This window comes from Nonomuraea gerenzanensis (assembly GCF_020215645.1).
Lineage (GTDB): Bacteria > Actinomycetota > Actinomycetes > Streptosporangiales > Streptosporangiaceae > Nonomuraea > Nonomuraea gerenzanensis.
Window position 1 is genome coordinate 538,641 of record NZ_CP084058.1, and the last position, 25,240, is coordinate 563,880.

27 protein-coding genes, 1 tRNA gene and 1 pseudogene are annotated in these 25,240 nt (G+C 68.7%); 10 read left to right on the plus strand and 19 right to left on the minus strand.

The genetic code is table 11. From position 1 onward, the window contains the following. Positions 1-200 precede the first annotated feature (200 nt). The 7 genes and pseudogenes from LCN96_RS02725 to htpX all read left to right on the plus strand — a co-directional run bounded on the left by LCN96_RS02725 (position 201) and on the right by htpX (position 8,670). Positions 201-1,289 carry a 4Fe-4S binding protein gene (locus LCN96_RS02725; RefSeq protein WP_225271008.1) on the plus strand — a complete coding sequence of 363 codons (1,089 nt, stop codon included), beginning with the start codon at positions 201-203 and terminating at the stop codon, positions 1,287-1,289. After that, a complete protein-coding gene (locus LCN96_RS02730) occupies positions 1,286-2,026 on the plus strand; it encodes an NADH-quinone oxidoreductase subunit J family protein (protein ID WP_225271009.1) in 741 nt (246 codons plus the stop codon). Before LCN96_RS02725 ends, LCN96_RS02730 begins: the two co-directional genes overlap by 4 nt. Next, a pseudogene (nuoK, locus tag LCN96_RS57060) lies at positions 2,026-2,343 on the plus strand (NADH-quinone oxidoreductase subunit NuoK); the annotation flags it as partial. The gene LCN96_RS02730 and the pseudogene nuoK, both read left to right, overlap by 1 nt. Before the next feature lie 125 nt (positions 2,344-2,468). Beyond that, complete coding sequence (locus tag LCN96_RS02740; RefSeq protein WP_225271010.1) at positions 2,469-4,472, plus strand: NADH-quinone oxidoreductase subunit 5 family protein; 2,004 nt, start codon at positions 2,469-2,471, stop codon at positions 4,470-4,472. 73 nt (positions 4,473-4,545) lie between these two features. After that, entirely contained in the window at positions 4,546-6,159 is a 1,614-nt protein-coding gene (locus LCN96_RS02745) for a complex I subunit 4 family protein (RefSeq protein WP_225275908.1), read from the plus strand. Beyond that, complete coding sequence (locus LCN96_RS02750; protein ID WP_225271011.1) at positions 6,156-7,661, plus strand: NADH-quinone oxidoreductase subunit N; 1,506 nt, start codon at positions 6,156-6,158, stop codon at positions 7,659-7,661. Before LCN96_RS02745 ends, LCN96_RS02750 begins: the two co-directional genes overlap by 4 nt. A 157-nt stretch (positions 7,662-7,818) precedes the next feature. Further along, complete coding sequence (gene htpX, locus LCN96_RS02755; protein ID WP_225271012.1) at positions 7,819-8,670, plus strand: zinc metalloprotease HtpX; 852 nt, start codon at positions 7,819-7,821, stop codon at positions 8,668-8,670. A gap of 13 nt (positions 8,671-8,683) precedes the next feature. On the opposite strand, the gene LCN96_RS02760 is transcribed toward htpX, so the two are convergent. Next, positions 8,684-9,223: an NUDIX hydrolase gene (locus tag LCN96_RS02760; protein ID WP_318528345.1), complete on the minus strand. Its 540-nt coding sequence runs from the start codon at positions 9,221-9,223 to the stop codon at positions 8,684-8,686. Positions 9,224-9,298: 75 nt separating this feature from the next. Further along, positions 9,299-9,790, minus strand: coding sequence for a YajQ family cyclic di-GMP-binding protein (locus LCN96_RS02765; RefSeq protein ID WP_225271014.1), 492 nt, complete (start codon positions 9,788-9,790; stop codon positions 9,299-9,301). A 281-nt stretch (positions 9,791-10,071) separates the two neighbouring features. On the opposite strand from LCN96_RS02765, the gene LCN96_RS02770 reads away from it, so the two are divergent. Further along, positions 10,072-10,153: transfer RNA gene (locus LCN96_RS02770), tRNA-Tyr, on the plus strand. A 121-nt stretch (positions 10,154-10,274) separates the two neighbouring features. Here the strand turns inward: LCN96_RS02770 and LCN96_RS02775 are convergent. The 17 genes from LCN96_RS02775 to LCN96_RS02855 all read right to left on the minus strand — a co-directional run bounded on the left by LCN96_RS02775 (position 10,275) and on the right by LCN96_RS02855 (position 23,344). Then, on the minus strand, positions 10,275-11,735 hold the full coding sequence (locus tag LCN96_RS02775; protein WP_225271015.1) for a tyrosine-type recombinase/integrase: 1,461 nt from the start codon (positions 11,733-11,735) through the stop codon (positions 10,275-10,277). Next, positions 11,735-11,929 carry a helix-turn-helix transcriptional regulator gene (locus LCN96_RS02780; protein ID WP_225271016.1) on the minus strand — a complete coding sequence of 65 codons (195 nt, stop codon included), beginning with the start codon at positions 11,927-11,929 and terminating at the stop codon, positions 11,735-11,737. Before LCN96_RS02780 ends, LCN96_RS02775 begins: the two co-directional genes overlap by 1 nt. Before the next feature lie 133 nt (positions 11,930-12,062). Next, positions 12,063-13,244, minus strand: a complete 1,182-nt coding sequence (locus LCN96_RS02785; RefSeq protein WP_225271017.1) for a DUF3631 domain-containing protein — start codon at positions 13,242-13,244, stop codon at positions 12,063-12,065. Positions 13,245-13,267: 23 nt separating this feature from the next. Further along, complete coding sequence (locus tag LCN96_RS02790) at positions 13,268-14,170, minus strand: bifunctional DNA primase/polymerase (RefSeq protein ID WP_225271018.1); 903 nt, start codon at positions 14,168-14,170, stop codon at positions 13,268-13,270. Beyond that, positions 14,167-14,394, minus strand: a complete 228-nt coding sequence (locus LCN96_RS02795) for a hypothetical protein (protein ID WP_225271019.1) — start codon at positions 14,392-14,394, stop codon at positions 14,167-14,169. The genes LCN96_RS02790 and LCN96_RS02795 overlap by 4 nt, the downstream gene beginning before the upstream one ends. A gap of 178 nt (positions 14,395-14,572) precedes the next feature. Next, positions 14,573-15,499 (minus strand): adenine nucleotide alpha hydrolase family protein, encoded by a 927-nt coding sequence (locus LCN96_RS02800; protein ID WP_225271020.1) that lies wholly within the window; start codon positions 15,497-15,499, stop codon positions 14,573-14,575. A gap of 186 nt (positions 15,500-15,685) precedes the next feature. Continuing rightward, positions 15,686-16,168 (minus strand): single-stranded DNA-binding protein, encoded by a 483-nt coding sequence (locus LCN96_RS02805; RefSeq protein ID WP_225271021.1) that lies wholly within the window; start codon positions 16,166-16,168, stop codon positions 15,686-15,688. Between the two features lie 277 nt (positions 16,169-16,445). Then, the gene (locus LCN96_RS02810; RefSeq protein WP_225271022.1) at positions 16,446-17,141 is read right to left on the minus strand and encodes a hypothetical protein; all 696 of its coding nucleotides are present in this window, start codon (positions 17,139-17,141) and stop codon (positions 16,446-16,448) included. A 1-nt stretch (position 17,142) separates the two neighbouring features. Then, on the minus strand, positions 17,143-19,215 hold the full coding sequence (locus LCN96_RS02815) for a hypothetical protein (RefSeq protein WP_225271023.1): 2,073 nt from the start codon (positions 19,213-19,215) through the stop codon (positions 17,143-17,145). Next, positions 19,215-19,685, minus strand: a complete 471-nt coding sequence (locus LCN96_RS02820; RefSeq protein ID WP_225271024.1) for a hypothetical protein — start codon at positions 19,683-19,685, stop codon at positions 19,215-19,217. The genes LCN96_RS02815 and LCN96_RS02820 overlap by 1 nt, the downstream gene beginning before the upstream one ends. Beyond that, the gene (locus LCN96_RS02825; protein WP_080043560.1) at positions 19,682-19,918 is read right to left on the minus strand and encodes a hypothetical protein; all 237 of its coding nucleotides are present in this window, start codon (positions 19,916-19,918) and stop codon (positions 19,682-19,684) included. The genes LCN96_RS02820 and LCN96_RS02825 overlap by 4 nt, the downstream gene beginning before the upstream one ends. Then, entirely contained in the window at positions 19,915-20,169 is a 255-nt protein-coding gene (locus LCN96_RS02830; protein WP_225271025.1) for a hypothetical protein, read from the minus strand. Before LCN96_RS02830 ends, LCN96_RS02825 begins: the two co-directional genes overlap by 4 nt. Then, positions 20,169-20,414 carry a hypothetical protein gene (locus LCN96_RS02835; protein ID WP_225271026.1) on the minus strand — a complete coding sequence of 82 codons (246 nt, stop codon included), beginning with the start codon at positions 20,412-20,414 and terminating at the stop codon, positions 20,169-20,171. The genes LCN96_RS02830 and LCN96_RS02835 overlap by 1 nt, the downstream gene beginning before the upstream one ends. Next, complete coding sequence (locus LCN96_RS02840; protein ID WP_225271027.1) at positions 20,414-21,397, minus strand: DUF2637 domain-containing protein; 984 nt, start codon at positions 21,395-21,397, stop codon at positions 20,414-20,416. The genes LCN96_RS02835 and LCN96_RS02840 overlap by 1 nt, the downstream gene beginning before the upstream one ends. A 96-nt stretch (positions 21,398-21,493) precedes the next feature. Then, positions 21,494-21,877, minus strand: coding sequence for an RRQRL motif-containing zinc-binding protein (locus LCN96_RS02845; protein WP_225271028.1), 384 nt, complete (start codon positions 21,875-21,877; stop codon positions 21,494-21,496). A 32-nt stretch (positions 21,878-21,909) separates the two neighbouring features. Further along, positions 21,910-22,305: a WhiB family transcriptional regulator gene (locus LCN96_RS02850; protein ID WP_225271029.1), complete on the minus strand. Its 396-nt coding sequence runs from the start codon at positions 22,303-22,305 to the stop codon at positions 21,910-21,912. A 256-nt stretch (positions 22,306-22,561) separates the two neighbouring features. Next, the gene (locus LCN96_RS02855) at positions 22,562-23,344 is read right to left on the minus strand and encodes a GntR family transcriptional regulator (RefSeq protein ID WP_225271030.1); all 783 of its coding nucleotides are present in this window, start codon (positions 23,342-23,344) and stop codon (positions 22,562-22,564) included. Between the two features lie 77 nt (positions 23,345-23,421). On the opposite strand from LCN96_RS02855, the gene LCN96_RS02860 reads away from it, so the two are divergent. Then, a complete protein-coding gene (locus tag LCN96_RS02860) occupies positions 23,422-23,862 on the plus strand; it encodes an NUDIX hydrolase (RefSeq protein WP_225271031.1) in 441 nt (146 codons plus the stop codon). A gap of 288 nt (positions 23,863-24,150) precedes the next feature. Continuing rightward, positions 24,151-25,236: an MrcB family domain-containing protein gene (locus tag LCN96_RS02865; RefSeq protein WP_225271032.1), complete on the plus strand. Its 1,086-nt coding sequence runs from the start codon at positions 24,151-24,153 to the stop codon at positions 25,234-25,236. Positions 25,237-25,240: the final 4 nt, after the last annotated feature.

The following is a 25,240-nucleotide window of genomic DNA, read 5'->3' on the forward strand; positions in this document are numbered from 1 at the left end:
AGCCGTCCACCTCAGGCTACTGGGGTGGACGGGATGGCTTTGGTGCATGGCGGAGAGACTATCGCCATGCCGAGGCTCATATCGGGCATGCACACAGGTTGTGGATAACTACCCGCCAGCCTGTGGATAGCTGTGGAAAACCTGGGGACAATGCGCTGGCTCATTCACGTACGTGGCCAAGTACGTCATGATGTTGAACCATGGCGCGGATTCCGGGAGTCGGACTGGCAAAGGGGCTGTCCATCACCCTTCGCCACATGCTGCGCAAATCAGTCACACAGCAATATCCCGAGGTCAAGCCCGATCTGCCGCCCCGCAGTCGAGGCGTTATCGCCCTGGTCGAGGAGAACTGCACCTCTTGCATGCTCTGTGCCCGAGAGTGCCCCGACTGGTGCATCTACATCGACTCCCACAAGGAGACGATCCCGGCCCCTGAGGGCGGCCGCGCCCGCCAGCGCAACGTCCTCGACCGTTTCGCCATCGACTTCGCCCTGTGCATGTACTGCGGCATCTGCATCGAGGTCTGCCCCTTCGACGCGCTCTTCTGGGCTCCGGAGTTCGAGTACGCGGAAGGCGACATCCGTAACCTCCTCCATGAGAAGGACAAGCTGGCCACCTGGGTACAAGCCGTTCCGCCGCCTCCGGCCCACGACGCCGGCGCCGCGCCCCCGAAGGAGCTGACGGCCGCTCCCCGGCGCCCGGCCGCCGACCGCCCGGCCCGTACCCCCGCAGCTCAGCGCCCCCGCGCCGCCACCTCCACGCGCCCGCCCGCCACCGAGGACCAGACCCCCGCGACGAGCACCGAGGCCGCTCCACGCACGACGACCGGCGAACCGCCCTCTGAGGCGACAGGCGAATCCGCTTCCGGCGCGCCCGAGTCCAGTTCCGCCGCGCCTCCGTCGCGCCGCTCCCGCCGCCCGATGACGAACGTACGAGGCATCCGCCCCCCGGGCGCCCTCCCGTCCACGCCCGAGAACGCCACCCCTGGACCACAGGCGGCCACGGACGAGCCTCGACCGCAGGCGGCCACGGAGCAGGACCGGCCGCGAGGAGAAGGCCCCGAGCGTCCCCAGCCCCCGGACGAGTCGCGAGACCAAGCGTCATCCACAGGACAACCACCTGAAGACAAGTTGTCCACAGCCGGGGCCGAATCGCGACCGGAGCCCGAAAACAAGGAGCAGACTTCTGCCGCGAGCCCACGCCGGCGCAGGATGGCCGATCCACGGTCCATCCGACCGCCGGGGCGGCTCGGCCCTGATGAGCCGGAGGAGTCCGAGGAGGAGTCGTGACCGAGGCGGTGCCCTCCTACCTGTCACCCACCGGGCAAGAGATCGTCTTCTTGCTGCTGGGAGCGGTAGCGGTTGGATCGGCGCTGCTTGTCGTCACGACCAGACAACTCGTCCACGCCGCCCTCTGGCTGGTGGTCTGCTTCGGCGCGCTGGCGGGCGGCTACCTGGTGCTGACCGCCGAGTTCGTGGCCTGGGTGCAGGTGCTCATCTACGTGGGTGCCGTGGTCGTGCTGCTGCTGTTCGGCATCATGCTCACGCGCGCTCCCATCGGGCGCTCCGCCGACCTCGACAGCGGCAACAGGCTGGTCTCGGCGCTGGTGGCGGTAGGGACGGCGGCGATCCTCGTCACGGTGGTGATCGACGGCTTCCGTACGGCCTACGCCCCCCTCACCCCCGGCCCGGGATCCGCGAAGGAGATCGGGGCCAGCGTGTTCGCCACCTGGGTGCTGCCGTTCGAGGCCCTGTCGGTGCTGCTGCTGGCCGCGCTGATCGGCGCCATCGTCCTGTCCCGTACGGACATCCCCGGCGGCGCACCGCCCCAGCCCGACACCCCGTCCGCACCGAAGCCCACCTCGCCCACGCCCCGCCCGAACGGCGCCTCACCACCGAACCAGCCGCGAAGCACCTCACCACCGAACCAGCCGCGAAGCACCTCGCCGCCCGACCAGCCGCAGAGCACTCCACCACCTGACCGGCCAACGGACGACCCACCACCCGACCAGAGCGGGGGCCATTAGTGCACATCGTCTACCCGGCGGTCGTCTCCGCGCTCCTGTTCTCCATCGGCGTCTACGGTGTGCTCGCCCGCCGCAACACCATCCTCGTCCTGATGTCGGTCGAGCTCATGCTCAACGCCGTCAACCTCAACCTGGTGGCGTTCGACGTCTGGCTGGCCGACCGCCTGCACAGCGGCCAGGTGCTCACCCTCTTCGTCATCGTCATCGCCGCCGCGGAGGTGGGCCTGGGCCTGGCGATCGTGCTGGCCCTGTACAGGAACCGCCGCACTGTTGACCTCGACCACCTGCGCGACCTCGCGGAGCCGGACGACGACGCCCACCCGGAAGCACCACAGCCGCAACCGGTCCCCGTGCGCCTGCCCGCCCCGGCGGAGGCCGTCCAGGCCAACGACCACCATGACGACCAAGGAGCTCCCGTCAAGCGAGGAGGAGGCGGCACACCATGACGACGTTCCCGCTGCTGGCCGTACTCCTGCCCTTCGCCGCCGCCTTCGCGGGCCTCCTGCTCTCCCGCCTGCCGCACCGGCGAGCGCAGCTCGCCGACCAGCGCGGCCGAGCACCCAGCGCCGACCAGCACAGCCGAACACCCAGCGGTGGCCAGCGCGGCCGAGCGCCGCTCACCCAGCAACAACATGAAGGCACGACACCAGGCCACCGATCGGCGAACGCCACAGCCGCCTGGATCGCGATCCTCCCCACGGCCGCCTCGGCGATCCTCACCCTGGCCCTGGCCTGGACCCCGGGCCTGGCCTACTTCTCCGGCACCCCCGCCCCACCCACAGGCCAGACCTACGGCACGATCGTCACCGGCGGCATCCCGATCTCGCTCACCCTCCAGGCCGACGCCCTGTCGAGCGTCATCGGCGTCCTGGTGACCCTCGTGGCCCTCGCCGTCCAGGTCTACTCGGTCGGCTACCTCAAGGACGACCCCCGCTACCCCTCGTACAGCGCCTTCATCAGCCTGTTCACCAGCGCGATGCTCCTGGTCGTGTACGCGGGCGACCTCCTGGTCCTCTACGTCGGCTGGGAGATCATGGGCCTGTGCTCCTACCTCCTCATCGGCCACTGGTGGGAGGACCGGGACAATTCACGCGCCGCGGTGAAGGCGTTCCTGGTCACCCGCCTCGGCGACGTCGGCTTCCTGTTCGGCATCTTCGTGCTCGGCATGGCGGCAGGCAGCTTCCGCATCACCGACGTGCTGGCGAGGGTGCCCGAGATGTCCGCGGCCACCCTGGTGACGGCCACGATGCTGCTGCTGGCCGGCGTGGCGGGCAAGAGCGCCCAGGTGCCGCTGCACACCTGGCTCCCCGACGCGATGGCGGGCCCGACGCCGATCAGCGCCCTGATCCACGCCGCCACCATGGTCGCCGCCGGCATCTTCATCGTGGCCAGGCTGTTCCCGGCGTTCCTGGCCGCCCGTCCCACGCTCGACGTGCTGGCCGTCATCGCCGCGCTGGGCATGCTGGGCGCCGCGCTGGCCGCGCTCGCCCAGGACGACCTGAAACGTGTCCTCGCCTACTCCACGGTCAGCCAGCTCGCCTACATGGCGGGCGGCCTGGCCGCGGGCTCCGACACCGCGGCCGTCTTCCACCTGCTGACCCACGGCGCGTTCAAGGCGCTGCTGTTCCTCTGCGCGGGCGCGGTGATCCACCACGTCGGCTCGAACCTGATGACCCAGATGGGCGGCCTGCGCCGCGAGCTCCCCATCACGTTCGTCACGATGACGATCGGCCTGTCAGCCCTCATGGGCATCCCGCCGGCCAGCGGCTTCTTCAGCAAGGACGGCGTCCTGCTGGCCATGGACGACGCGCTGTCGGGCGGCGGCCTCACCGACGCGGCCGCCTTCCTGCTGTACGGCTGCGCGCTCGCGACCGTGGCCGTCACCGGCGCGTACGCCACCAGAGCCTGGCTGCGCACCTTCTTCGGCGAGGTGCGAGCCGTGGCGCTCCCCGAGCCGGAGCCCGGCACCGCCCACGTCGTGGACGTCAGGGAGGCCCCGCGCACGATGCTCGTCCCCGTCATCCTGCTCGCGGCCCCGGCCCTGCTGCTGGGCTTCGCCGGCGAGCCGCACCTCGACCTCGGCGTGGCGGCCATCAGCGTCGTCCTCACGGCGCTCGGCGCGGGAGCGGTCTACCTCTTCTGGCGCACGAACCCCCTCACCGACCCGGCCCGCCTGCTGGGCCCGCTGCGGGCGCCCTGCGAGCGCGCCTTCTACGTCGACACCCTGTACACCGCCTTGTTCGTCGGCCCGGTGCTCGCCCTGGCCAGGCTGGTGGTCAGGACGGACGACGTGGTCGTGGACGGTGCGGTGCGCGGCTCGGGCAAGTCGGCCCGGAGGCTGTCCGGCGTGCTGCGCCTGGCCCAGAACGGCAACGTCCAGCTCTACGTGAGCGGCGTGCTGGCCGGCGTCCTCCTGATCGCGGTAGGGGCGGTGGTGTTCACGTGACGGCCGGGCACGGCATCGAGCCGAGGGCGGGCATGACGGCCAGGCACGGCACCGACCCGAGGGGAGTCGCATGATGGGCTGGATCCCGGTCGCGCTCCTGGCCGTACCCCTGCTGGGCGCCCTCCTGCTGGTCCTGTCGCCGCGAGCGCTGCGCGGGGTGCTCCGCGCGTACGGGCTGATCTTCTCAGGCGTCACGCTGGCGCTGAGCCTCGCGCTCCTGGCGATGTTCGACTACGGCGCGCCCGCCCGGATGCAGTACGAGGCCGACTGGCCGTGGATCCCGGGGCTGGGGCTTCGCTTCCACCTGGGCATCGACGGCGTCTCGCTGCCGCTGATCGTGCTGACGGCGCTGCTGACGTTCCTGTGCTTCGTCTACCTGCGGTGGGGCAGCGCGTCCGGCACCACGGCGTTCATGAGTGCCAGGCCGAGGGCGCTCGTGTTCACCATGCTCGTGCTCGAAGTCGGCATGATCGGCACGTTCCTCGCCCTCGACCTGCTGCTCTTCTTCGTGTTCTTCGAGATCGTGCTCATCCCGATGTACTTCCTGATCGGCATCTGGGGCGGCGGGGGGCGCAGGGCGGCGTCGATCAAGTTCATCCTCTACACGCTGCTCGGCTCGGTCGTCATGCTGCTCGGCCTCCTCCTGGTGTGGGCGCAGACCGGCACGCTCGACATCGAGGCGCTGAGCGCGGCCCACGGCGCGGGCATGCCGAGATCCATCCAGATCCTCGCGTTCGTGGCGATCGGCATCGGTCTGGCCGTCAAGACGCCCATGTGGCCGCTGCACACCTGGCTGCCGGACGCCCACACGGAGGCGCCCACCGCCGGCTCGGTGCTGCTGGCGGGGGTGCTGCTCAAGATGGGTACGTACGGCTTCGCCAGGATCGCCATCCCCGTGCTGCCCGAGGGGGCGGCGGCGGTGGCACCGTGGCTGGGCGCGTTCGCGGTGGTCGGCATCGTGTACGGCGCCCTGGCCTGCCTGGCGCAGCGCGACCTGAAACGCATGATCGCCTACTCCTCGGTGGGCCACATGGGCTTCGTCCTGCTCGGCTTCGCCACGCTGACCCCCGTCGGCATCAACGGCGCCCTCTTCGCCAACGTCGCCCACGGCCTGATCACGGGCCTGCTGTTCTTCCTGGCAGGCGCGATCAAGGAGCGCCACCACACCTCGGAGATGCCGGCGCTGGGCGGCGGCATGCTGGCGACGATGCCGCGGCTGGGCGCGGTGCTCACGTTCGCCTCGATCGCGTCGCTGGGGTTGCCGGGGCTGGCGGGGTTCTGGGGGGAGATGCTGGCGCTGTTCGGGGCGTTCCAGCCGGCGAACGGGCTGCCGCGCGGCCTCTTCCTGACGTACATGGTGATCGGAGGGCTGGGCGCGGTGCTGACGGCCGCGTACTTCCTGGTCATGCTCTCGCGCATCACGCACGGCCGGCCGGACCCCGTCGCGGGGGCCGCCGCGCCCGGCCACCTCGTGCCGCTGGACGACCACCTGATCCACGAGCCCACCGACGAACGCCCCGTCGCCACCGCGACGCTCCCCGAGGTCCGCCGGTACGACATCAGAGGGTACGAGCTGGCGGCGTGGACCCCCCTGGTGGTGCTGATCCTGCTGTTCGGGCTGTGGCCCGGCCTCCTGCTGTCGCTCAGCACCCCGCCCGTGCAGACCCTGCTGGGAGCCTTCTCATGATCCAGCAGATCGACTACTTCCTGATCGCGCCTCCGCTGGTGCTCGCCCTGGTGGCGGGGCTGGTGCTGCTACTCGACGCGTTCCTGCCGGCCCGTCCGCGGACGAGGGCGGGGCTGGGCCTCGTCACGCTGGCGGGCATCCTGGTCGCGCTGGGGTTCGTGGCCGTCCAGGCGTCCGGGGCCGGCTCGCCGCGGTCGACGTTCTGCGTCCCGCCCGCGCTCGCCGGCGGTCAGGCCCAGTCCGCGGCGCTGTGCTCGTTCGTCGTGGACGGGTTCACGCTGGTGTTCGCGGGCCTGGTGCTGGCGGCGGCCGTGGTGGTCGTCCTGATGTCGATGACGGAGCTGGCGCGCGGCGAGATCCCCGTCGGCGAGTGGTACTTCCTGCTCCTGTGCACCCTCGTCGGCGCCGTGACCCTGCCCGCGTCCCGCGATCTGATCATGCTGGTGGTGGCGCTGGAGCTGGTCTCGCTCCCGGTCTTCGCCCTCACCGCGCTCAGACGCTACGACGGCCGCTCGTCCGAGGCCGCCGTGAAGCTGTTCGTCGTGTCGGTGGTGTCCACGGCGATCATGCTCTTCGGTGTGTCCCTCCTGTACGGCATCGCGGGCTCGGTCTACCTGTCGCGCCTGGGCACCGTGCTCGGGGCGCCAGGGACGGACCTGCCCGCGGTGGTCACGGTGGGTGTGGTCCTCGTGGCGGCCGGCTTCGCCTTCAAGATCGCCGCCGTGCCGTTCCACTCGTGGGCCGCCGACGTCTACCAGGGGGCGCCCATCCCCGTGGCGGCGCTGCTGTCGGTCATCTCGAAGGCGGCCGGGTTCGCCGGGCTGATCCTCGTCCTGGTGAGCGCGCTGTCCGGGCAGTCCGCCACCTGGACCCCGATCGTGGCGATCGTGTCGGCGCTGACCATGACCGTGGGCAACCTGCTGGCCATGCGCCAGCGCTCCGCCGTACGGCTGCTGGCCTGGTCGTCGGTGGCGCAGTCGGGCTACATCCTGGCGCCGCTCGCGGTGGCGGCCACGACGCCGGGCGCGGTCGGCACGTCCACGGCCTACCTGGTCATCTACGCCGCCATGAACCTCGGCGCGTTCGCCGTCGTCATGCTCGTGTCCAGGACCGCGGCCCGCAACGAGCTCGACGACTACCGCGGCCTGGCGCTGCGCCACCCGGCGGCGGGCGTCACGCTGGCGTTCTGCCTGGTCTGCCTGGCAGGGCTGCCGCCGGGCCTGGCCGGGCTGTTCGCCAAGGTCTTCGTGTTCAGGGAGATCGTCGAGGGCGGGGCCGGCTGGCTGGCGGTGGTCATGGCCGTCAACACGGTGATCGGCCTGTACTACTACGCCATCTGGACGGCTCGCCTCTTCACTCCGGCAGGCAGGGCGGAGCCGTCCCCCTACCGGCCGCCCCTGACGGCCTGGCTGGCCGTCGGCCTGGCCCTGGCGGCGGCCGTGCTCTTCTCGATCGCGCCGCAGCTCGTCCTCGACCTGACCTCTTTGTCCGCTTTCGGCTGAGATCCGATCAGGACGGCAAGTCGCGTACCGCCCTCGGCTGAGCACGCCGGGACAGGACGGCAAGTCGCGCTCCGCCCTCGGCTGAGCACACCGGGGAACGAAGCACGGGGTCTTGCTCGTTAACCGTGGTGAACCCAAGCCACGAGAGGGGGAAACCGTGCACCACAACGGTCTGCGTACCGCCATCCTGCTCGGCGGGCTGTCGGCGCTGATCATCGCGGTGGGCGCGTGGTTGGGCGGCGGCACCGGTGCACGGATCGCGTTCGTGCTGGCTCTGGTGAGCAACGGCGTCGCTTATTTCTTCTCCGACCGCATCGCGCTGTCCGCCATGCGGGCCAGACCGGTCAGCGAGGTCGAGCATCCCACTCTCTACCGGATCGTCCGCGAGCTCTCCACGCAGGCCAGGCAGCCCATGCCGCGCCTGTACATCTCGCCGACGGTCCAGCCGAACGCCTTCGCGACCGGCCGGAGCCCCAGGCAGGCCGCAGTGTGCGTGACGTACGGCCTGACCAAGCTGCTCACCGAGGACGAGCTGCGCGGCGTGATCGGCCACGAGCTGTCCCACGTCTACAACCGGGACATCCTCATCTCCTCCGTGGCCGGCGCGTTCGCCACGATGATCACCTGGCTCAGCTACGTGGCCGTCTTCTTCGGCGGCTCGGACGACGACGAGGGCCCCGGCTTCGTGGGCGCGCTGCTGATGATGGTGCTCGGCCCGGTGGCGGCCACGATGGTGCAGATGGCGATCTCGCGGACGCGGGAGTTCCAGGCGGACGAGTCGGGCGCCAGGCTCACAGGCGACCCGCTGGCCCTGGCCTCGGCCCTCCGCAAGATCGAGATGGGCGCCCGCAGGCTGCCGCTCCCGGAGAACAGCCGCCTCACCTCGGCCTCGCACATGATGATCGCGAACCCGTTCAGCGGCTCCGGCTTCGGCCGCCTGTTCTCGACCCACCCGCCCACCTCGGAGCGCGTCGCGCGCCTCGAGCGCATGGCCGGCTACCGCCGCTGACCGCCCTCAGGCGTCAGTCGTCTTCATTGATCTTCCGCAGGATGGTCGCCAGATCCGCGGGATGCACGACCTCGTCGGTGCTCTCGAGCTCCTCGGCGCTCCACCACCGATACTCCGTCGTCGTGTCCTTCTCGATCTGCTCCATGTGCTCGAACGACACGACCGCGTCGCCCACCGGGATCGCGAAGAACGACTGATCCTGAGTGAAGGCGTACTCACCCCACTCGAACTCGATCAGCGCCTCCGCATGCGGCCCGGTGAACTCCGCCACCCCGGCCCGGATCCCGACCTCCTCGAACAACTCCCGTGCCGCCGCCTCCTGCAGCGTCTCCCCGCCCTCCACGGCCCCGCCGATCGTGAACCAGAACCGCAACTCCGGGCGAGCCGGATCGAAGCCATGAAGCAGGAGAACCCGGCCTTGTTCGTCGATGGGCAGCACGCGAGCCGTGAACCGGCGCAGGGGGATCTTCGTCACGCTAACCGAGCATAAGGTCCACGCCGCGGACAGGCGTCGCCTCCACGCCGGCCATGTGGCGGAGCGGCCCCGGGACACAAGGGTGTGCTGTGTCCCGGATACGCTCTCCGCGATCGTCGTGTGCCAGCTCGGAGCCGTACAGCATGCCTCGGGCTAGCGGTAGTTCACGAACTGCAGGGCGATGTCCAGGTCCTTGCCCTTCAGCAGGGAGATGACGTCCTGAAGGTCGTCCTTCTTCTTGGAGCTGACCCGCAGCTCCTCGCCCTGAATCTGCGCCTTGACCCCCTTCGGCCCCTCATCGCGGATCAGCTTGGAGATCTTCTTCGCGTTCTCCTGGTCGATGCCCTCCTTCAGGCTGACCAGCATCCGGTACTCCTTGCCCGACAGCTTGGGCTCGCCCGCGTCGAGAATCTTCAGCGAGAGCCCCCGCTTGACCACCTTCTCCTTGAACACGTCGAGCGCGGCACCCGCCCGCTCCTCGCTGTTCGCCTTGATCTCGATGTTGTCCTGCCCGGACCAGCTGATGCTCGCCCCGGTTCCCTTGAAGTCGAAGCGGTGTCCGATCTCCTTGACCGTCTGATTGAGCGCGTTGTCGACCTCCTGGCGGTCGATCTTGCTAACGATGTCGAAAGATGAATCGGCCAAAGCACCCATCCTCTCAGCTGCGGCGAAATCGGCCCGGCCCACGAAACGCCCGGACCCAGCGAACGAGCCTAGCCAGCATCGGCCCTCCGTGCAGGACCCCGTCCCCTTGCTCGCCCCCTACGCCCGCCATCCCGTTCGCCCGTCTCCTCCCCGATCCACCCCCTCTACGGCTCCTATGCCGGGGGGCGGGGGCACTCGGACTCGCCTCGGGACAAACCGGTGTCACGTGCACCTCCGAAGTCCGCTATTCTTCTTTCTGTCGCCGCGAGAGCGGATGGCACGGCAGGTTGCCCGAGTGGCCAAAGGGAGCGGTCTGTAAAACCGTCGGCTCAGCCTACGCAAGTTCGAACCTTGCACCTGCCACACCAGCGGGAAGAGGCCCGTCACCAGCGGAAACGCGGTGACGGGCCTCTCGCTTTGTGTCCGGCTGTCAACGGCTCACGCCGGTTCCCTACGGGTGGCTACGCTGAATACGCGCTGAAGATCAGCGGGCCTGCTCGGGGGAGTCCGGCGGCTTCGGCGACACCGGTGGTAGGGCTGCTTCGATGCGCCGCATGGCCTCGGCCTGCCCACCAGAGATGCACTTGGCGTAGACCCGTAGCAGCACCTCGACACCGTGCCCAGCCCACTCGGCAACTTGGGGCGGGTTCACGCCGGCGTTGAGCCACGCGGAGACGCACGCATGCCGGAAGTCGTACGGCCGGCCAGCGATGCCTGACGCCCGCTCAGCGGGCGTGAGGGCGCGCTTACGTGCCGCGTGCCAGACCGGGAGGTAAGTGCTGTCACGAATGATGCCGCGCCGGGGCCCAGTGAAGATGCGGCCTTCTCGATCAGCAGGGAATTCGGCCATGTGGGCGCGCAACAGGGCAACGAGATCGGGGTGAATGGGTACTGACCGCTTCGCCTTCGGCGCGCGGTGCTTCAGCCCGCGGCGCTGTCGTGCACTCCCGTCGTCGGTCCACTTGGTTCCGACCTCGGGGGCGACATTGGTCAGGATGAATGCACCCCATCCACCGGCATCGGGAAGCGTTGCGATGTTCTCTTTTCGCAGGTCAATCACTTCTTCCGGACGGAGTGCGGCGTAATACATGCAACCGAAGAAGGCAACGAGGCGCTTGCCCATGGCGCCTTCCTTGCCGACTTCGGAGAGGATGGCGCGGGCCTGCGTGGGATTGGTGACCACGCCGGGGTCTACTGCTTCCTCCGTCTTGGGCCTGGTCCACGTGATGTTGTGGAGCGGATTCTCTGTCAGGGCGTTGATCTCTATGGCGAACTTGAAGAGGTTGTTGAGGACCTGTCGCTTGCGCTTCGCGGTGTTGCCCGCGGCGGCAGTGCCGTCTTGCGTCCGGCTGATGCGGTCGAGGATCGAGCGGGTGAGGCTGGCACCGTGCTTCGATTGCGTCAGCTCGCGAACGTCGATGGTGTTGTTCTGTAGCCATCGGATCACATGCTCAATGTTCGCCGGTGGGGCAAGCCAGCGGATCGCCGGGCTCTGGTCCTTGCGGGGGCCCCTTTCGCCATCGCGCGTGCGAGTGCTGAAAACCCAGTCACGCAGGGCGGCTCGGAGCTCCTTTTGAGCGGGTCGCCCGTTGCCCCCTGCCGACACCGCCTCAGTCGCGTCGGTGAGGGCTTCAGCGATGCTTCTGCGGTGGTTGCCTGACGCGTACGGCCATTTGGCATCCATGTAGGCACAGACCAGCGTGAACCAGCTAACGGCCTGTTCATCGCGCTTCCACGAGAGCGGTCGTCCGTCCTCGACGCTGAACGCTTCGCCCTTGTTGGCGGCGACCGTGAGTTCCGCCTTGAAGCTCTCCGCCTGGGCCTTGAGGCGGAAAGGCGCTCTGAATGCCGCTTTGGCCACCCGCCAGCGAACGGTGTAGGTGCTGACCTCAGCCCCCTGGTAGACCTCGGTTTTCCAGATGCGAACGTCGTAGCTGGCGTTCATCAGGCGGCGTCCTCCAGGCTGGTCAGCCAGCGGTCGTAGTCGGTGCGGCGGATGCGCAGGTCGCCGTTGGGCAGCTTGAGGCAGCGCGGGGCGCGGCCTTTCGCACGCCAGTCGTAGAAGGTGGAACGGGCGATGCCCAGCTCGGCACAGAAGTCGGCAACGGTCATGGGCTTGCTTGCGTTGGTGGTCGCCATGAGCGCGTGTCCTTCCGGGTTTTAAGATCGCTACAGACTGCGGATGTCCGCTTGGGAGGGGGTAGCCGTATCAACCCGATACAGCCGTAACATTGCAGGCCAGGGTTGATACGGCTTGCTGAGGTGTTACGGCTTAAGCCGTAACAGGATCGGAAGCCGTACCGGTCTGATCTGCGGTGTTACGGCTATTACGGCTATTACGGCTGTTGCGGCTTCCCCTCTCCAGAGGGAGGATCGCGGCCTCGGGAACGGGTTCCACGGCCGGGCAGTAGCGCGCCCACGCGTCGGTGAAGTCGCCGCGGTGGTATCCCCTGAGCGGGCCGTTGGGGAAGCGGATCATGGCCGGTCGGATGCCGTACTCGCGGAGCATCGTGCCGAGCTTCATTGCGGTCAGCCCGGCGGGGCCGTGCTCGTTCCATTCGCCTTCCGGGTCGGCCTTGAGCCGCTCCAGGAGAACGGCGGTGGGCAGCGCGGTATCGGTGCCGAACGCGGTGCGGCAGTCGGCCAGCAGTCGCACGCGGGGTGAAGGTTGCCCGTTGTCGTCAGCTTCGGCGGTGAGCTCGACGGCGGCGGCGCGGGCAAGCTCGGGCCAGGCGCCGCCGGCGTGGTCGGCGACGATCACAAGGGGTTCCCAGGTGTCGGCGGCGCGGTCTTCCACGGGCATGGCGGGTTCTGCCTCCTCCAAGCTGCTCAGATCGGCCCGTAGCCACTGGTTGAGGGCGGAGGCCAGGTCGCGGAGCGGGGTGCGGTCGCGTCGGTGCCGGTAGGGTGCGGCGGTTTCACCGGGGGCGCGCCGGCGCATGCGGATCACAACGGCCCGATCTTCGATGGTGTCGGGCATGGCGCCGATGCCGGCGAGTGCGGCCATGGCGAAGGTCGGAATGCTTTCCACGCGGTTGGTGGCCGCGTCGTAGCGTTTGGCCGGCCGGTTGCGCTGGTGGCCGGCGTTGAGCAGGCCGCGTAGGTCTTCGTTGCCATCTGCCTTGGGTCCGAAGATGGTGTCGGCTTCGTCCACGAGCATGGTGGGCGGGTCGTCGGTGATAGACCGGTAGACCGCCGCCGAACTGGAGTTGACCGTGATGAACGGTGCGTGGCAGGTGGCCTCGACGATGTCGAGCAGGCGTGACTTGCCGCACCGCTTCTCAGGGCCGCGGATAACCAGGCGGGGCGCGTGCGCCCATGCCGGTTGCGCGTGCGATGCGGCGATCCACAGCGTGACGGCGTCGGCGGCCTCGCTGCTGGGCAGGATGACGTAGCGGGTCAGGGCGGCGCGTAGCCGGTCAAGTAGGGCCGCGCCGGTCGGGGGTTGAGTCATGGTGGTGCCTCCCAAGGTTCGGGTCAGGCGGCGGTCAGACGGCGGGGACGGCGGGCGCCGTGCCGCAGCCCGGACTCGACGGTTCGGACGACTTCGCTGCGGGGCAGTCCGAGGTCGCCCCCTCCCTGTTCAAGCAGCTCTTTGATGGGTTGCTCGGGGAGTGCGCCGCCGGCGATGAGCTCACCGAGGGCGGCGGCGACACCGAACAGGGCGCGGTTGCGCTGGCCGGGTTGGGCGGCGGCCAGGTGAGCGAGCTCGCGGTCCAGGGCCGCGCGCAGGTAGGCGGAATGGCGATCATCGGGGATGGGGACGTTCGCGGGCCTCTTAGCCAGTAGGGGGGCGGGTTGGAGCAGCTTGAACAGGGAGGGGGGCAGCAGGGCGGGTATCGCGCTGTGCTGAACGCGGTAATGGCCAGTGCCGTCCGGAAGGGTGACCGTGCTGCCCGGGGCGACGACGTAGCCGCCCCAAGCGCGGGTGTCGATCAGCCACCCCAGGCTGCCGGTGGTGCTCGGTAGCCGGGCGCCGGATGGGGCGGTGTAGTACAGGTGCAAGCCACCCCGTCGGGTACGAACTTGCAACGTCTCCCACTGCACCGAGACGTCGGCGCGCTGGCAGAGCAGCGCGAACACGTCCGCGCCGTCACCTACGCCGGGCAGATCCCATTCACAAGGCGGGCGCTGGTCGGGCTTGGGCAGATCGAGGTCGATCACGACTAGTCCGGCCGGGCCGGTAGCGATGCCCACGTTGTAGGGGGCGCGCTGCCACCAGGCGCGGATGCGGTCAGGGTCGCATGTGGCGCGATTTTCCCAGTTGGTGAAGCCGCGCGGGGGCGCCTTGTCCCCGACTGCGAGGGGGAAGACTGGCCACCCGTAGGCGGCGGTTCGCAGCGCGACAGTGGTCATGTCCGGGCGGTTGGGCGCGCTCATGCTGCCCGCCTCTCCGCCGTGGCGAGCGTGGCGGCGGTGGTCAATGCGCGTTCCAGGCAGACCTTGTGTACAGGGCGCTGATCGTCGTCGAGAAGGAAGCACAGGCGGTGGCAGAAGCGGCAGCGGCGGCGGCGTCCTGAACCCCAGTGATCGCGGCCCTTGTGCCAGTCCAGGGACACACGTCCCTGGTGGATGCGGTAGCTGCTTTGGACGGTGGCTGTCATGCTGGTGGATGCCTTTCCTCTTTTCATGAGGGGGAGCGGGCGGGCGGCCTCGACGGTTGTGCTTGGCGGCTTGTCGTCGAGGCCGCATTCCGCTCTTGTCCTGGTCACCAGGGGTCGAGGGCTAGAAGGGCGGATGGCAGGCGGCCTCGTGCCGAAGCATGTCGGCGACGGTGGCCTATTAGGCGGCTTCGTGGGTGGTCTGGTCACCACGGCAGCTCCATGGTGAACAGCCGTCGATCGCGCCTTCCTCGGCGTCGTCGATGTGGCCGGCGGTGTCGAGGGCGTGGTCTGCCAGGGCGTCGAAGAGGTCGGTTTGGCGTTGCTTCCATTCGCCGCGGGTGACCTTGTCGATCGGCGCCTGATCGAGGGGCAGCAGGCTGCGGTGCAGGTACGGCTGTTCTTTGATGCCACGCAGGGTGGCCTCACGCAGGCTGCGGTCGAAGGCGACCGCGTCGGCCCATTCGTCGGGGTGGTTGTCACGCAGGTCGCGCCACTGCCGGTTGCCGTGGAAGGGGCATCCGATGCAGGCGCTCTTGGGCGTGTCTGCCCAGCCTTGGGTGCGCAGATAGCGCAGGCAGTCGGTGCGCGTCCAGCCGGGCCGGCCATCGGCCGCGCCGCCGAGGTCGAGTAGCGGAAAGGCGTTGTGCAGGTAGCGCACGTGGGCGTCCTTGGCCCGGTGGAACTCATCGCGACTGATGCCGACCCACTGCTCCGCGAACACGGCGGCGGGCACCGGGCGCGGGTGCGGGTGGCCCAGCATGGCCCGGATGGCGGCCTTGATCGGGGCGACCTTGTATTCCTCGGTGCACTGGCGGCGGACCATCGCGGCGCCGGACCCGTCGCGATTGCGCACGAAGACGGGGATACGGACGAACGCCCCGGGGGCGAGGGAGTCGGCGCGCAGGTCTCCGGTGATCCGCTGGGCGTTGCTGTCGGCCCGTACCCGCAGGATCGGGATACCGGCCGGCTGAGCAACCTCGCGCTCTAGCCGGTCCAGGTGGGCGTAGACGGCGCGGGGTTCCCAGCCGGTATCGGCGAAGATGGCGACGTCGATGGTTGGCAGCTGCCCGCGGGCGGATAGCAACAGCAAGGTGGTGGACTGCACGCCAGCACCGAGACTGAGCACACGCAGGGCAGCGGCTTCGGGCGGGTGAGTGGAAGTGTTCACGATCGGGTGCCCTTTCTCTTCGTGAGGGGATTGGGCGGGCAGCCTCGACGGTTGTGCTTGGCGGCTTGTCGTCGAGGCTGCGTTCCGGTCAGGTCGCGATCGGCCGGGGCGGTGACGGTTCCTCTAGAACGGCGGCTCATCGCCCAGGCCGGTGCGGAACGACGGTTGGTCGCTTGTCGGTGTGGCGCTGGCCCATGGGTCGTCGGCGGGGGCGCTGCCGTCGTGGCCGTTGCTGCCGGTGCGGGCGGCCTTGTGCGGTTTGGCGGTGGCGAAGCGCAGGGACGGGCCGATCTCGTCCACGGTCATCTCCATGACGGTGCGGTGGTCGCCGTCGCTGGTCTCGTAGGTGCGCTGGCGCAGCCGGCCGGTGGCGATGACGCGGGTGCCGCGGGTGAGGGATTCGGCGACGTGGTCTGCGAGGTCGCGCCACGCCGAGCAGCGCATGAACAGCACCTCGCCGTCTTCCCACTTCTCGATGCTCTTGTTGTAGGTGCGGGCGCTGGAAGCGATGGTGAAGCCGGCCACCCCCACGCCGGACTGCGTGTAGCGCAGTTCGGGGTCGCCGGTCAGGTTGCCGATGATGGTGATCGTGGTCTCGCCGGACATGGCGGGTCTTCCTTCTGAGATCGTCGAAAGCGTTGTGAAGGGGTTGCGAGCAGGGGTGTGGCACCCCCGCCCCCTGCCACGGGCGGGGGGTCGGGGGGAGGGGTACAGGTCAGGAGGGGTGCCACGGTGCGTGGCACCTGCCGTGGCACCCCCTGTGGCACCTGCTGGCACCGGCCGTGGCAGGGGTGTGGCACCCTCGCGTGGCACCCGTGGCAGCAAGATCGACAAGGGGTGTCGCTCGCTCCCACGCGCAGCCGTACGCGCGAGGGCGCGTGGCCTACTTGAACGACCAGATGTAGGCGCGCCCGGCACGGGTGAGGCTGACCAGCTCGGCGGGCGCTCCGTAGACGGTGGCCTTGTCCGGGATGCAGCCGTGGCAGTACCGCTCGGCGGGCTTGGCGATGTTCTCCCAGATGCGCAAGCGGCGCGCGGGCAGCGTGCCGCACCGCTGGCACGGGTGTTCTTCCTTGTCGCCGGCCGCACGCAGCCGGTAGACGTGCGCCTTGAACCCCTCGGTCCACCCCAAGTGCTCCCCAGGCGTGACCTGGATGAGGCCGCGCTGGTGGAGCCGGGTCAGCAGGTCGAGCGGCGCGCCGGCGTCGTGCTGCAGCAGCGGCACCGGCAGCGAGCCGGACAGGTGCAGATGGGTCACCACCTGGTTGGCGCCGTACAGCAGGTCGGCCGCCGTCTTGCCCGACGCGGTGAGGTAGAGGCGCAGCTTGCCGTCCTTGACCATCTGCAGCGTGACCGCGTCCGGGGTGGGCGAGTTGCCGTACGGTCCGCGGCGCGCCGGGTCCGGGTGCATGCCCTCGACGTAGCCGGCCGCGGCCAGGTCGGGCAGATCGGCCGGCTCGGCGGGAGCGAGCTTGCAGAGCTGCCCGACCCGGTAGCCGGCGCGCGCGGCGCTGGCGCTGTGCGCGCCGAGGAACAGCAGGGCGCGCCACTGGCCGGGGGTGAGTCTCAGCGGGTCCATGTCAGGCCGCCTCCTGCTCGATCTCGGGTCGGTCGGGCATCAGGTAGCGCTGGGCTTCGTCGTCGTAGCCGCCGAGCACGCCGGCTTCCACGAGGCGTTTGAGCTGCTTCTGACACCACGAGCGGGAGATGTCCGTGCTCTCCCACAGCGGCTTGAGGTCGCCGGAGGAGAAGTCGCGGGCGCCGTCGTCCCATAGCTCTTGCAGCCGTTCCAGCAGGGCCTGGCCGCGTTGCTGAGGGGTCATGTTCTGCTCGGGTGGGGCGAACGTCAGCGGCGGCTGCCCGTCCGGCAGGTCGGGGATCGCGTCGTCGAGGTCGCCGATGATGTCGGGGTCGGGGTCGTCGGTGGCCAGGTACTCGGCGGCCACGTTGCGCACGTCCTCCTCCTCATCGTCGTCGTCGGCCTGCTCGGCGTCGGGGTCGGCCTGGTGGGGTTCTTCCAGCTCGACGGGCCAGGTGGCGCGCGGGTGAGCGCCGCCTGCCAGGACGGACAGGCGGGCCGTGGTCGGGTCCACCTTCTTGCCGGCGGCGGGCCAGCGGGCCGCGTGCTCGCGCATCGCGGTGTTGGCGGCTTCGTCGTCGAAGGTGCCGGCGGCGTTGATGCCCCAGGCGAAGGTGCGCAGCGGCATCGCGATCCGCGCGTCCGGGATGGACGGGGCATCCAGGTAGGCCATGCCGGGTTGGGCGTTGGTCCACAGCTCGGGGCGGGCGCCGGCGTCCTGCTGGCGTTCCGACAGGCCGAAGGAGGCGTCGGCGGGGGAGTCCACGCCGAAGCACATCTTGGCCAACTGGCCGCGGGCGATGGTGGGCATCTGGGAGTAGTCCGAGCGCTGCAGGCTCATGACGATGGTGCCGCCGGCGGACCTGATCGCCTTGAGCATGGACAGGAACTTGTCCTGCTCGGCGTCGGTGAGCGCGTCGAAGATGTCCGGGAACTCCTCCAACCACACGATCCAGTACGTCAGGCCGCAGCCCTTGACCCACTTCTGCAGGCCCTTGCCGGCCAGGTAGTTGGTGCGTGGCTTGATCTGGGCTTGCAGGTCGGCCAGCATCGCCTTGACGCCGGCCTTGCTGGTCTCGAAGCGGTGCAGGGCCTCGCGCATCGGGCCGAGCGTCTGGTCGCCCTTGGTGATGTCGCCGGCGAACACGGCCACGTCGTAGCGGGTGACGACTTCGGCCAGGAAGTTCCAGGCGCCGCCGATGCTCTTACCCGAGCCGGTCTGCCCCATCACCTGCAGATGGTGGCCGACGATCACGTATTCGATCTCATCGAGGTCCTGCCACAGTCCCAGCCGGATCGGGTCGGCGATCGACAGTCCGGGACGGGACGGGCCAGGCCAGATGATCGGGTGCTTCATCACCCGCGGGTCGGAGATGGTGAGCTTGGCCTTGGACGCGTCGTCCGGGTCGATCGTGGTGGTGATGGAGCCGGGCGGCAGCGGGATCCCCGACTCGATGTAGGCGACCTTTTTCTGCAGGTCGTCGGCGATGTGCCGGCCGTGGTCGAGCTGCACCTCACCCTCCACCTTGTGCGCGGTGGCCTTGACGGTGCGGGCCTCGATCTCCTTCATGCCGGCGCGCTGGGCGCCTTGGCCGAACAGGAACGACAGCGGGTCGGTGACGGTGCCAGGATCATCCCAGCCCTTCATGCGGATGACCGAGCGGATGTTCCACGACAGCGCCATGGTGATGCCGCCGAGCACGCCGAGCCGCCACAGCACCGGGTGCCAGGGGCCGAGGTTGACCACCGCCACCGTCCAGGCGCCGGCCAGGAACGTGCTCGCGGTGGTGTGGGTCTTGCCCCACGGGCCGCGGGCGTGCGAGGTGCCGTAGGTGACGCCGGTCAGCACGATCACGCACACGGTGACCACGCTGGACCAGGCGCCGATCGCCTCGGGGCTGTAGAGGATGAAGTGCAGGGCGGCGGCCAGGCCGAAGCCGAACACGCCGACCACCCACGGGGTGACCAGGGTGAGCAGCTTGGACACGCCCTTGGCGGCCACCTTGGACATGCTGGATTCTTCGATGGTGGCGGTGGCGAGCTCGCGACCGCTGGTGGTGGTGCGTCCGGGCATCAGTCGTCATCCCATCGGAAGGTCGAGGGACGCTGCTCAGGCTTGGCCTTGGGCAGGATGTCCACGAATTCCTTACGGAACTGGGCGTGGAACTTCACCAGCTCCACCCCCGCCCCGCGCTGCAGTTCGGCGGCCCGCTTGAGCCGCTTGACGACCCGCTTGGCGCGCCGGCGCACGTCCGGGGCGCCGACCATGGCCAGCAGCGGGTGACCCTTGAACGAGCGGATCAGCACCGCGTACAGCTCATCGGATCCCATTGCGAACTCCTCGCCGAGCTCGCGGCACAGGCCGCGCCCGACGCGGGCGTAGTCGGTGATGGACCGCGGTCCCGACCACGGGATCGTGGCCAGTTCGGGGACGCGGCCCTTGCCGCCGGATGACGGGGCCGCGTGACGCGCTGCGGCGCCGCTCCCGTTCGCGTAGCCGGCAGATCCGCGCTCCTCGTTGATGAAAATGCCGTTGTTGCTCACAGGTTCTCCTTGCGCGCGCACTCGCGCACGATCTCGACGATGCGGCCGGTGAGGTAGGCGAGCCGGGGCACGCCCACCAGGGATGCGGCGTAGGCGTCCAACGCGCTGGCCGCGAGCACGACCACGTGGCCGAGCATGGTCAGCGCGGCCACGGTGCAGGAGACCGCCAGCATCAGCACGTAGCGGGCCTGCCGCGCGTGAAGCCCCCGCCGGTCGATGTAGAGGCGGTTCACCGGCGACCCCCTCGCATACGGCCGTCGCGGCGCGCCTGCCGGCGGGAGGTGCGGCGGGTCGTGCGGTGCCGCGGGAACACGGCGGCCTCGACGGCGGTCAGGACGATCACGACACAGGCGAGCGTCAGCCCGAACGCGACCGGCGACCAGCCCAGCAGCAGCCAGACCAGCCCGACGACCGCGGCCATGGCGAGCATGCTGCCGAAGTCGGGGCCGATCCTGTGGCGGGCGGTGTACTTCCTGCGGGCCATCACGCGCCACCCCCTCGACGCGGGCGGTTCAACCGGTGCCGCGCTTCGTCGATCTCGGCGCCAAGCTCGTGCCAGCGCTGGCACGCGCGCCACGTCGCGGCGAGGAAGCCGGTGATGAAGATGACGACGCCGAGCGGGTTGCCCGTCGAGGCCATCAGCGCGACCCAGCCGGCGAAGCCGAGCAGGGCCAGGGTGGGCAGGATCGTCCACACCTCGGCGGGAGGCGAGAAACGGCGCTTGGCCATCACGCGGCACCTCCCGCGCTGGTGCCCGCCGTCAGGGCGGGCCGGTCGGTGAACGCCTCATCGCTCAGCAACGCCTCGTGGCGCAGCCTGGTCACGATGTGCCGCACGCCGGCGTCGAGCGGCTCGGCGACCGGCTCGACGCCGGCCGGGTCGCTGTCCTCGATGGACTCGGCGGGCCAGTCGGCCAGCCGGGCGTTGATCAGCTCGACCGCGCGCCGCTCGGTGATGCCGAACCGGTCGATCAGGTGGTCCGGGTGCGGCGGCCGGCCCTGCATCCGCAACGTGGTCACGACCAGGTCGTCAACCACCTCGCCGATGATGGTCCGGGCCGCGGTACGGGTCAGCTTGAACCGGTCGGACAGCTTGCGCTCCGACAGCGGCTCACGCGCCAGCACGCTCGCCCCGTAGGCCAGCCGGGCGGCCTCCTCGACCGTGGCCGCCACGACCGGCGCAGGCGCGTCCGGCTCGGCGGCCTCCTGCTCGGTGTGGTCCTCGACCGGCTCAGGCGCGGCCTCGGGGGCGAGCTCGGCGGACGGGCGCGGGATACGGCGGCGCAGCATGCCCATCAGCAGCTCATAGGCGACCACCAGCACGATCGGCGCAACCGCGCTGATCAGGCTGGACGCCGGTCCACCGGACCAGCCATGCGCGACGTTCGCGGCCAGCGTGGCGACCGCGCCGGCGATCAGCGCGAGCCTGGCCAGCCACGGCGCCTTATCGCCACGGCGGGAGGCGTCGAGCATGACGAGCGATCCCATGATGATCACGCCGTCGATCAGGACGGGCAGCGTCCACGCCGTCGCGACCGGCTCGCCCGCCGTCATGGCCAGGCCGTGCTGGTGGCGGAAACTGACGTAGGCGGCCACCGCGGCGATCACCGACACGACGGCGATGGCGACCCGGCGGGTGGCCAGGCCCGCGGTCACCGCACCACCGTGGGTGGCGGGCGGCGGGTTGGCCGGCTCGGTAGGGTTCGGGTTCACAGTCTGGATCTCCTTGAATGCGGGGACGGATTGAGGTCCCCGACCGGTGTTGCGACCACTGGCCGGGGACCGCTGACGAGGTGGACGGCGGCGCGGTCAGGCGGCGGCCTGCTCGGCGCAGTCGTTACAGGTGCCGAGCCGGCCAGACAGCACGTAGCCGACATCGCGCAGGCACTCAGGGCAGGTCCGGCGGGCGGCATTCGCCTTGGCCAGCGCGGCACGCTGCCGGACGGTCGGGACGCGCTTCGGCAGTGCCAGGCGCACGTCATACAGGAAGGCGACCCGAACGCCACCGCGGGCGCGGTAGCGGCGCGAGCTCCACAACACCTGGCCTTGCACGTCCTGTCCGCCGGGCCGAAGCCCAGCGGTGGTGAGCTGTCGCCGGGTGAGCAGGTGCGGCGGCGCCATCCGCCACGGCCACGTAGGCAGTGCGTAGCGCTGGCCGGTCGGGTCCCAGAAACGGGCACGAATGCGGCTCACGAGTCCATCACCGACTTCGCGACGGGGAGCCGTCAGGCCGCTTCGCGCGGCGTGGGCGTCGAGGCGCCCTGCCCGCCGGCCAGCGTCGCGAGCTCGTCAGGCGTCAGGCCCGCCCACACACCCGCCTCGGGGCGCGCGTCGAGGGCGTAGAACAGGCACGAGGCCCACACTGGGCACTCAGCACAAACCTCGCGAGCAACCTGCTCGCGGGCGGCTTTGGCGTCGGCGGGCTCGTCGATGAAGGCATCGGGGCCGGCGTGCAGGTCGGGGTCGAACCGGCATGCCCCCTCTTCCGCCAGCTGGCGTGGCATGCCCTCGGTGACCGAGGCCAGCAATGCCTGATAACCGCGGGCACAGTCCCGAACCAGTCGGGACTGTGCCCTGTCGTAAGCGTGATCTTGCACGGTGAACGTTCCGGGCGGCTTCATTGCGATCCCTTCGGATTGGTGCGCCTGGGGCAGTTGGACTGCAAAGCGTGGGATCGACCCACACGAACCGCCTTTTCGGTGGGAGGCGGTGACCCGATGAAGTTGTCGCAAGCAGCAGGCGCTACAGCCCTCGGCGCGCGGCCTGAGCCGCCTTCCTAGGGATCTTTCGGGCTGTCGCATCGATCTCGCCTAGGCGACTACTCGACTAGAGGAGTTCTGATTCATGTATCGCAGACTCGTCTAGAGGAGTCAAGCGTTATCGCGCAGGAAGTTGGTAAGCGAGAACGTAGGCGTCACTGGACATCACGGTGTCGCAGACCTCCACCGCCCTACCGTCCTCGGTGAAGGCTGTTCGAATGAGGTGGAAAACCGGCGTTCCGGGCGCGAGCTTGAGGGCCTTGGCCTCTTCACGCAGGGGCATGCGCGCCTTGATCTCTTCGTCGAAGTGGTCCAGTCGGTAACCCATCTCCTCCAGTCGGGCATAGATGCCCCCCGGCCCTGTATCGGGCTCGGCGATCCGCGTTCCTGAAGCGATAGCAGCAGGCAGGTATGAGACTGCCGTCTCTACGGGGTGGCCGTTGATCAGATAACGACGGGAGCGTACGAGAATCTTGTCCTGGACGGTCAGGCCTAGTCGCTTCGCCACGTCGGCCGAAGCATCCACCTCGGTGATTCGAATGGAATCGACCGAAGGCTTGCCCCCGGACTCCTCCGTCTCCACGATGAAAGCTGCCTTCCCCCTCTGCCGATGGCGTCGAGCGAAGCGGTCAGACGCGAGTCGGCGAACTGGCGGCCGCGAACGCACGAACACTCCCCGCCCATGCTCTGCAACAGTCAACCCTTCACTCTGGAGGAGTTGGAGGGCGCTCCTGACGGTCATGCGGGCCACACCGTAGTGCGCCATGAGTGTGGCTTCAGACGGCACCTTTGCTCCGGGCGCGAGACGTCCATGCTCGATAGCCTCGCGAAGGTGATCGGCCATCTGTTTGAACACGGGACGATCTGACTCCGGATCCAGGCCCGGCAAGATGAGGTCCATTGCGAGTCAACTCCTCCACTCGTACATACGTGTACTAGCTTGGGAGTCTAGCTAGAGGCAAACCGCGAGAGGCTGCTATGGATCAAGACTCGCGTCATTCGGTAAGCGTCGCGGGCGTCATCGTAGACGACCAGGACAGGGCCCTGCTCATTCAGCGTCGGGACAACAGCCACTGGGAAGCCCCAGGAGGCGTCCTTGAGCTGGACGAGGACATCGTCAGCGGACTGCGGCGGGAGGTTAGGGAGGAGACGGGTCTCGAAGTCGAGCCGGAACTACTTACTGGTGTGTACAAGAACATGAAACGCGGGATCATCGCGCTCGTCTTCCGTTGTCGCGCCATAGGTGGATCTCTGACAGTCACCGATGAGTCACGAGCTTTCCGCTGGATGGCTGCCGACGAAGTGCGTGCATTGGCAGTCGAAGCATTTGCTGTCCGTGTGCTGGACGCTCTGTGCAACGACGGCAAGCCTGCTGTCCGAGGGCACGATGGCGTTCACAACGTCGGACCGAGTTTCTAGGGGACTGATATACCCTCCCTGGACTAGTGCGACGGGTACCCCTTCCCTGCCAGCTGGCGGCGACAGGCTAGCGTCACGTCCTCAGCGGCGTCGCCAGCTCAAGAACCATGTGGCCGGTACGTGATTGGCGCTGGGGTTCGCTTTGCCGTGTGTCAGGGCGGCCGGCGTGCCGCTGGAGTGGGGAACATTCCGCATGCCAAGACGAGAAACGGAAGACCGCATCTGTCAGTGCGCCGTCCTACAGTTGTGGCCTACAGGTCCCCCCAGCCCTCTCAGGAGGCTCTAGCCATGGAACTCAGATCACTCATCGAACGCATCGGCACCAGCTACGACCGGACCATGGGCATGTCCAGCGAAGCGCAGCGCTTGCTACGGCAGGCTGGGACGGAACTACTGCAGTGGCTTCCTGCCGGGTACTTGCCGGTTGGTAGTGGGGGGAAGGGTGCTCCCGCCTTCGTTCCATGGATTTCCGTGTTCGATCCGGATGAAACAGAGACGGCGCGGCACGGGATGTACGTCGTCTATCTCTTCGCTGAGGATATGCAGACGGTCGCGCTCAGCTTGAACCAGGGAGTTACCGAGCTTATCGACCGGTTCAAGACCTCTCGCGGGCGTCAATTGCTGAGGCAACAAGCGGATAGCATCAGGACGGCTCTGCCTCCTGAACTGACGGGCGGGCTGGAGGTAGCCATCGATCTCCGCACCAAGGCGCCCCTGCCAGTCCACTACGAGTTCGGCAACATTCTCGCTACCACGTATAAAATCGCCGATCTGCCGGACGAAGCGACAATGGTGGGTGACCTACAGCGTTTCATTCGGCTCTACCAAGAGGCTCTTGCTGTACGTGAGGAGCTTCGGCAAACGACGCCAGACGCTATCGTCACAACTGTTAAAAGGCAAACCGCCTCCACCTCTGTCAGAACAGGCGAGTTCAAGCCTAAGAACTCCTCTGACTACGTTGCAGAAATCAAGGCACGGACCCTCATAAAAAGCCGTACTCACGAACGCATCGTTGAAGAGTACGGCAAGTATCTGATCTCTCTGGGCTTGGACCCTAAGACTACTGTGGTACACCCGCGGGATATGACCGTTCAGTGCGACGGCATCGAGTGGCTGATCGAAGTAAAAATGGTCAGGCGTGGGAACGCGGTCAGCGCAACTCGCGAGGCAATCGGGCAGCTACTGCAATACCGCCACTTCCTCTATCCAGGAGAACGGGAGTCAGTGCGAATGCTGGCGGTTTTTAATGAGGAGGTCGGCGCGGCATGCGTAGACCTCCTGGAGAGCCTGCATATTGGGAGTGTCTGGCGAGAGCATGGTCAATGGCTAGGCTCGCCACTCGCGCAGCGAGCTAAGCTCTGCCGCTACACGTAACGGT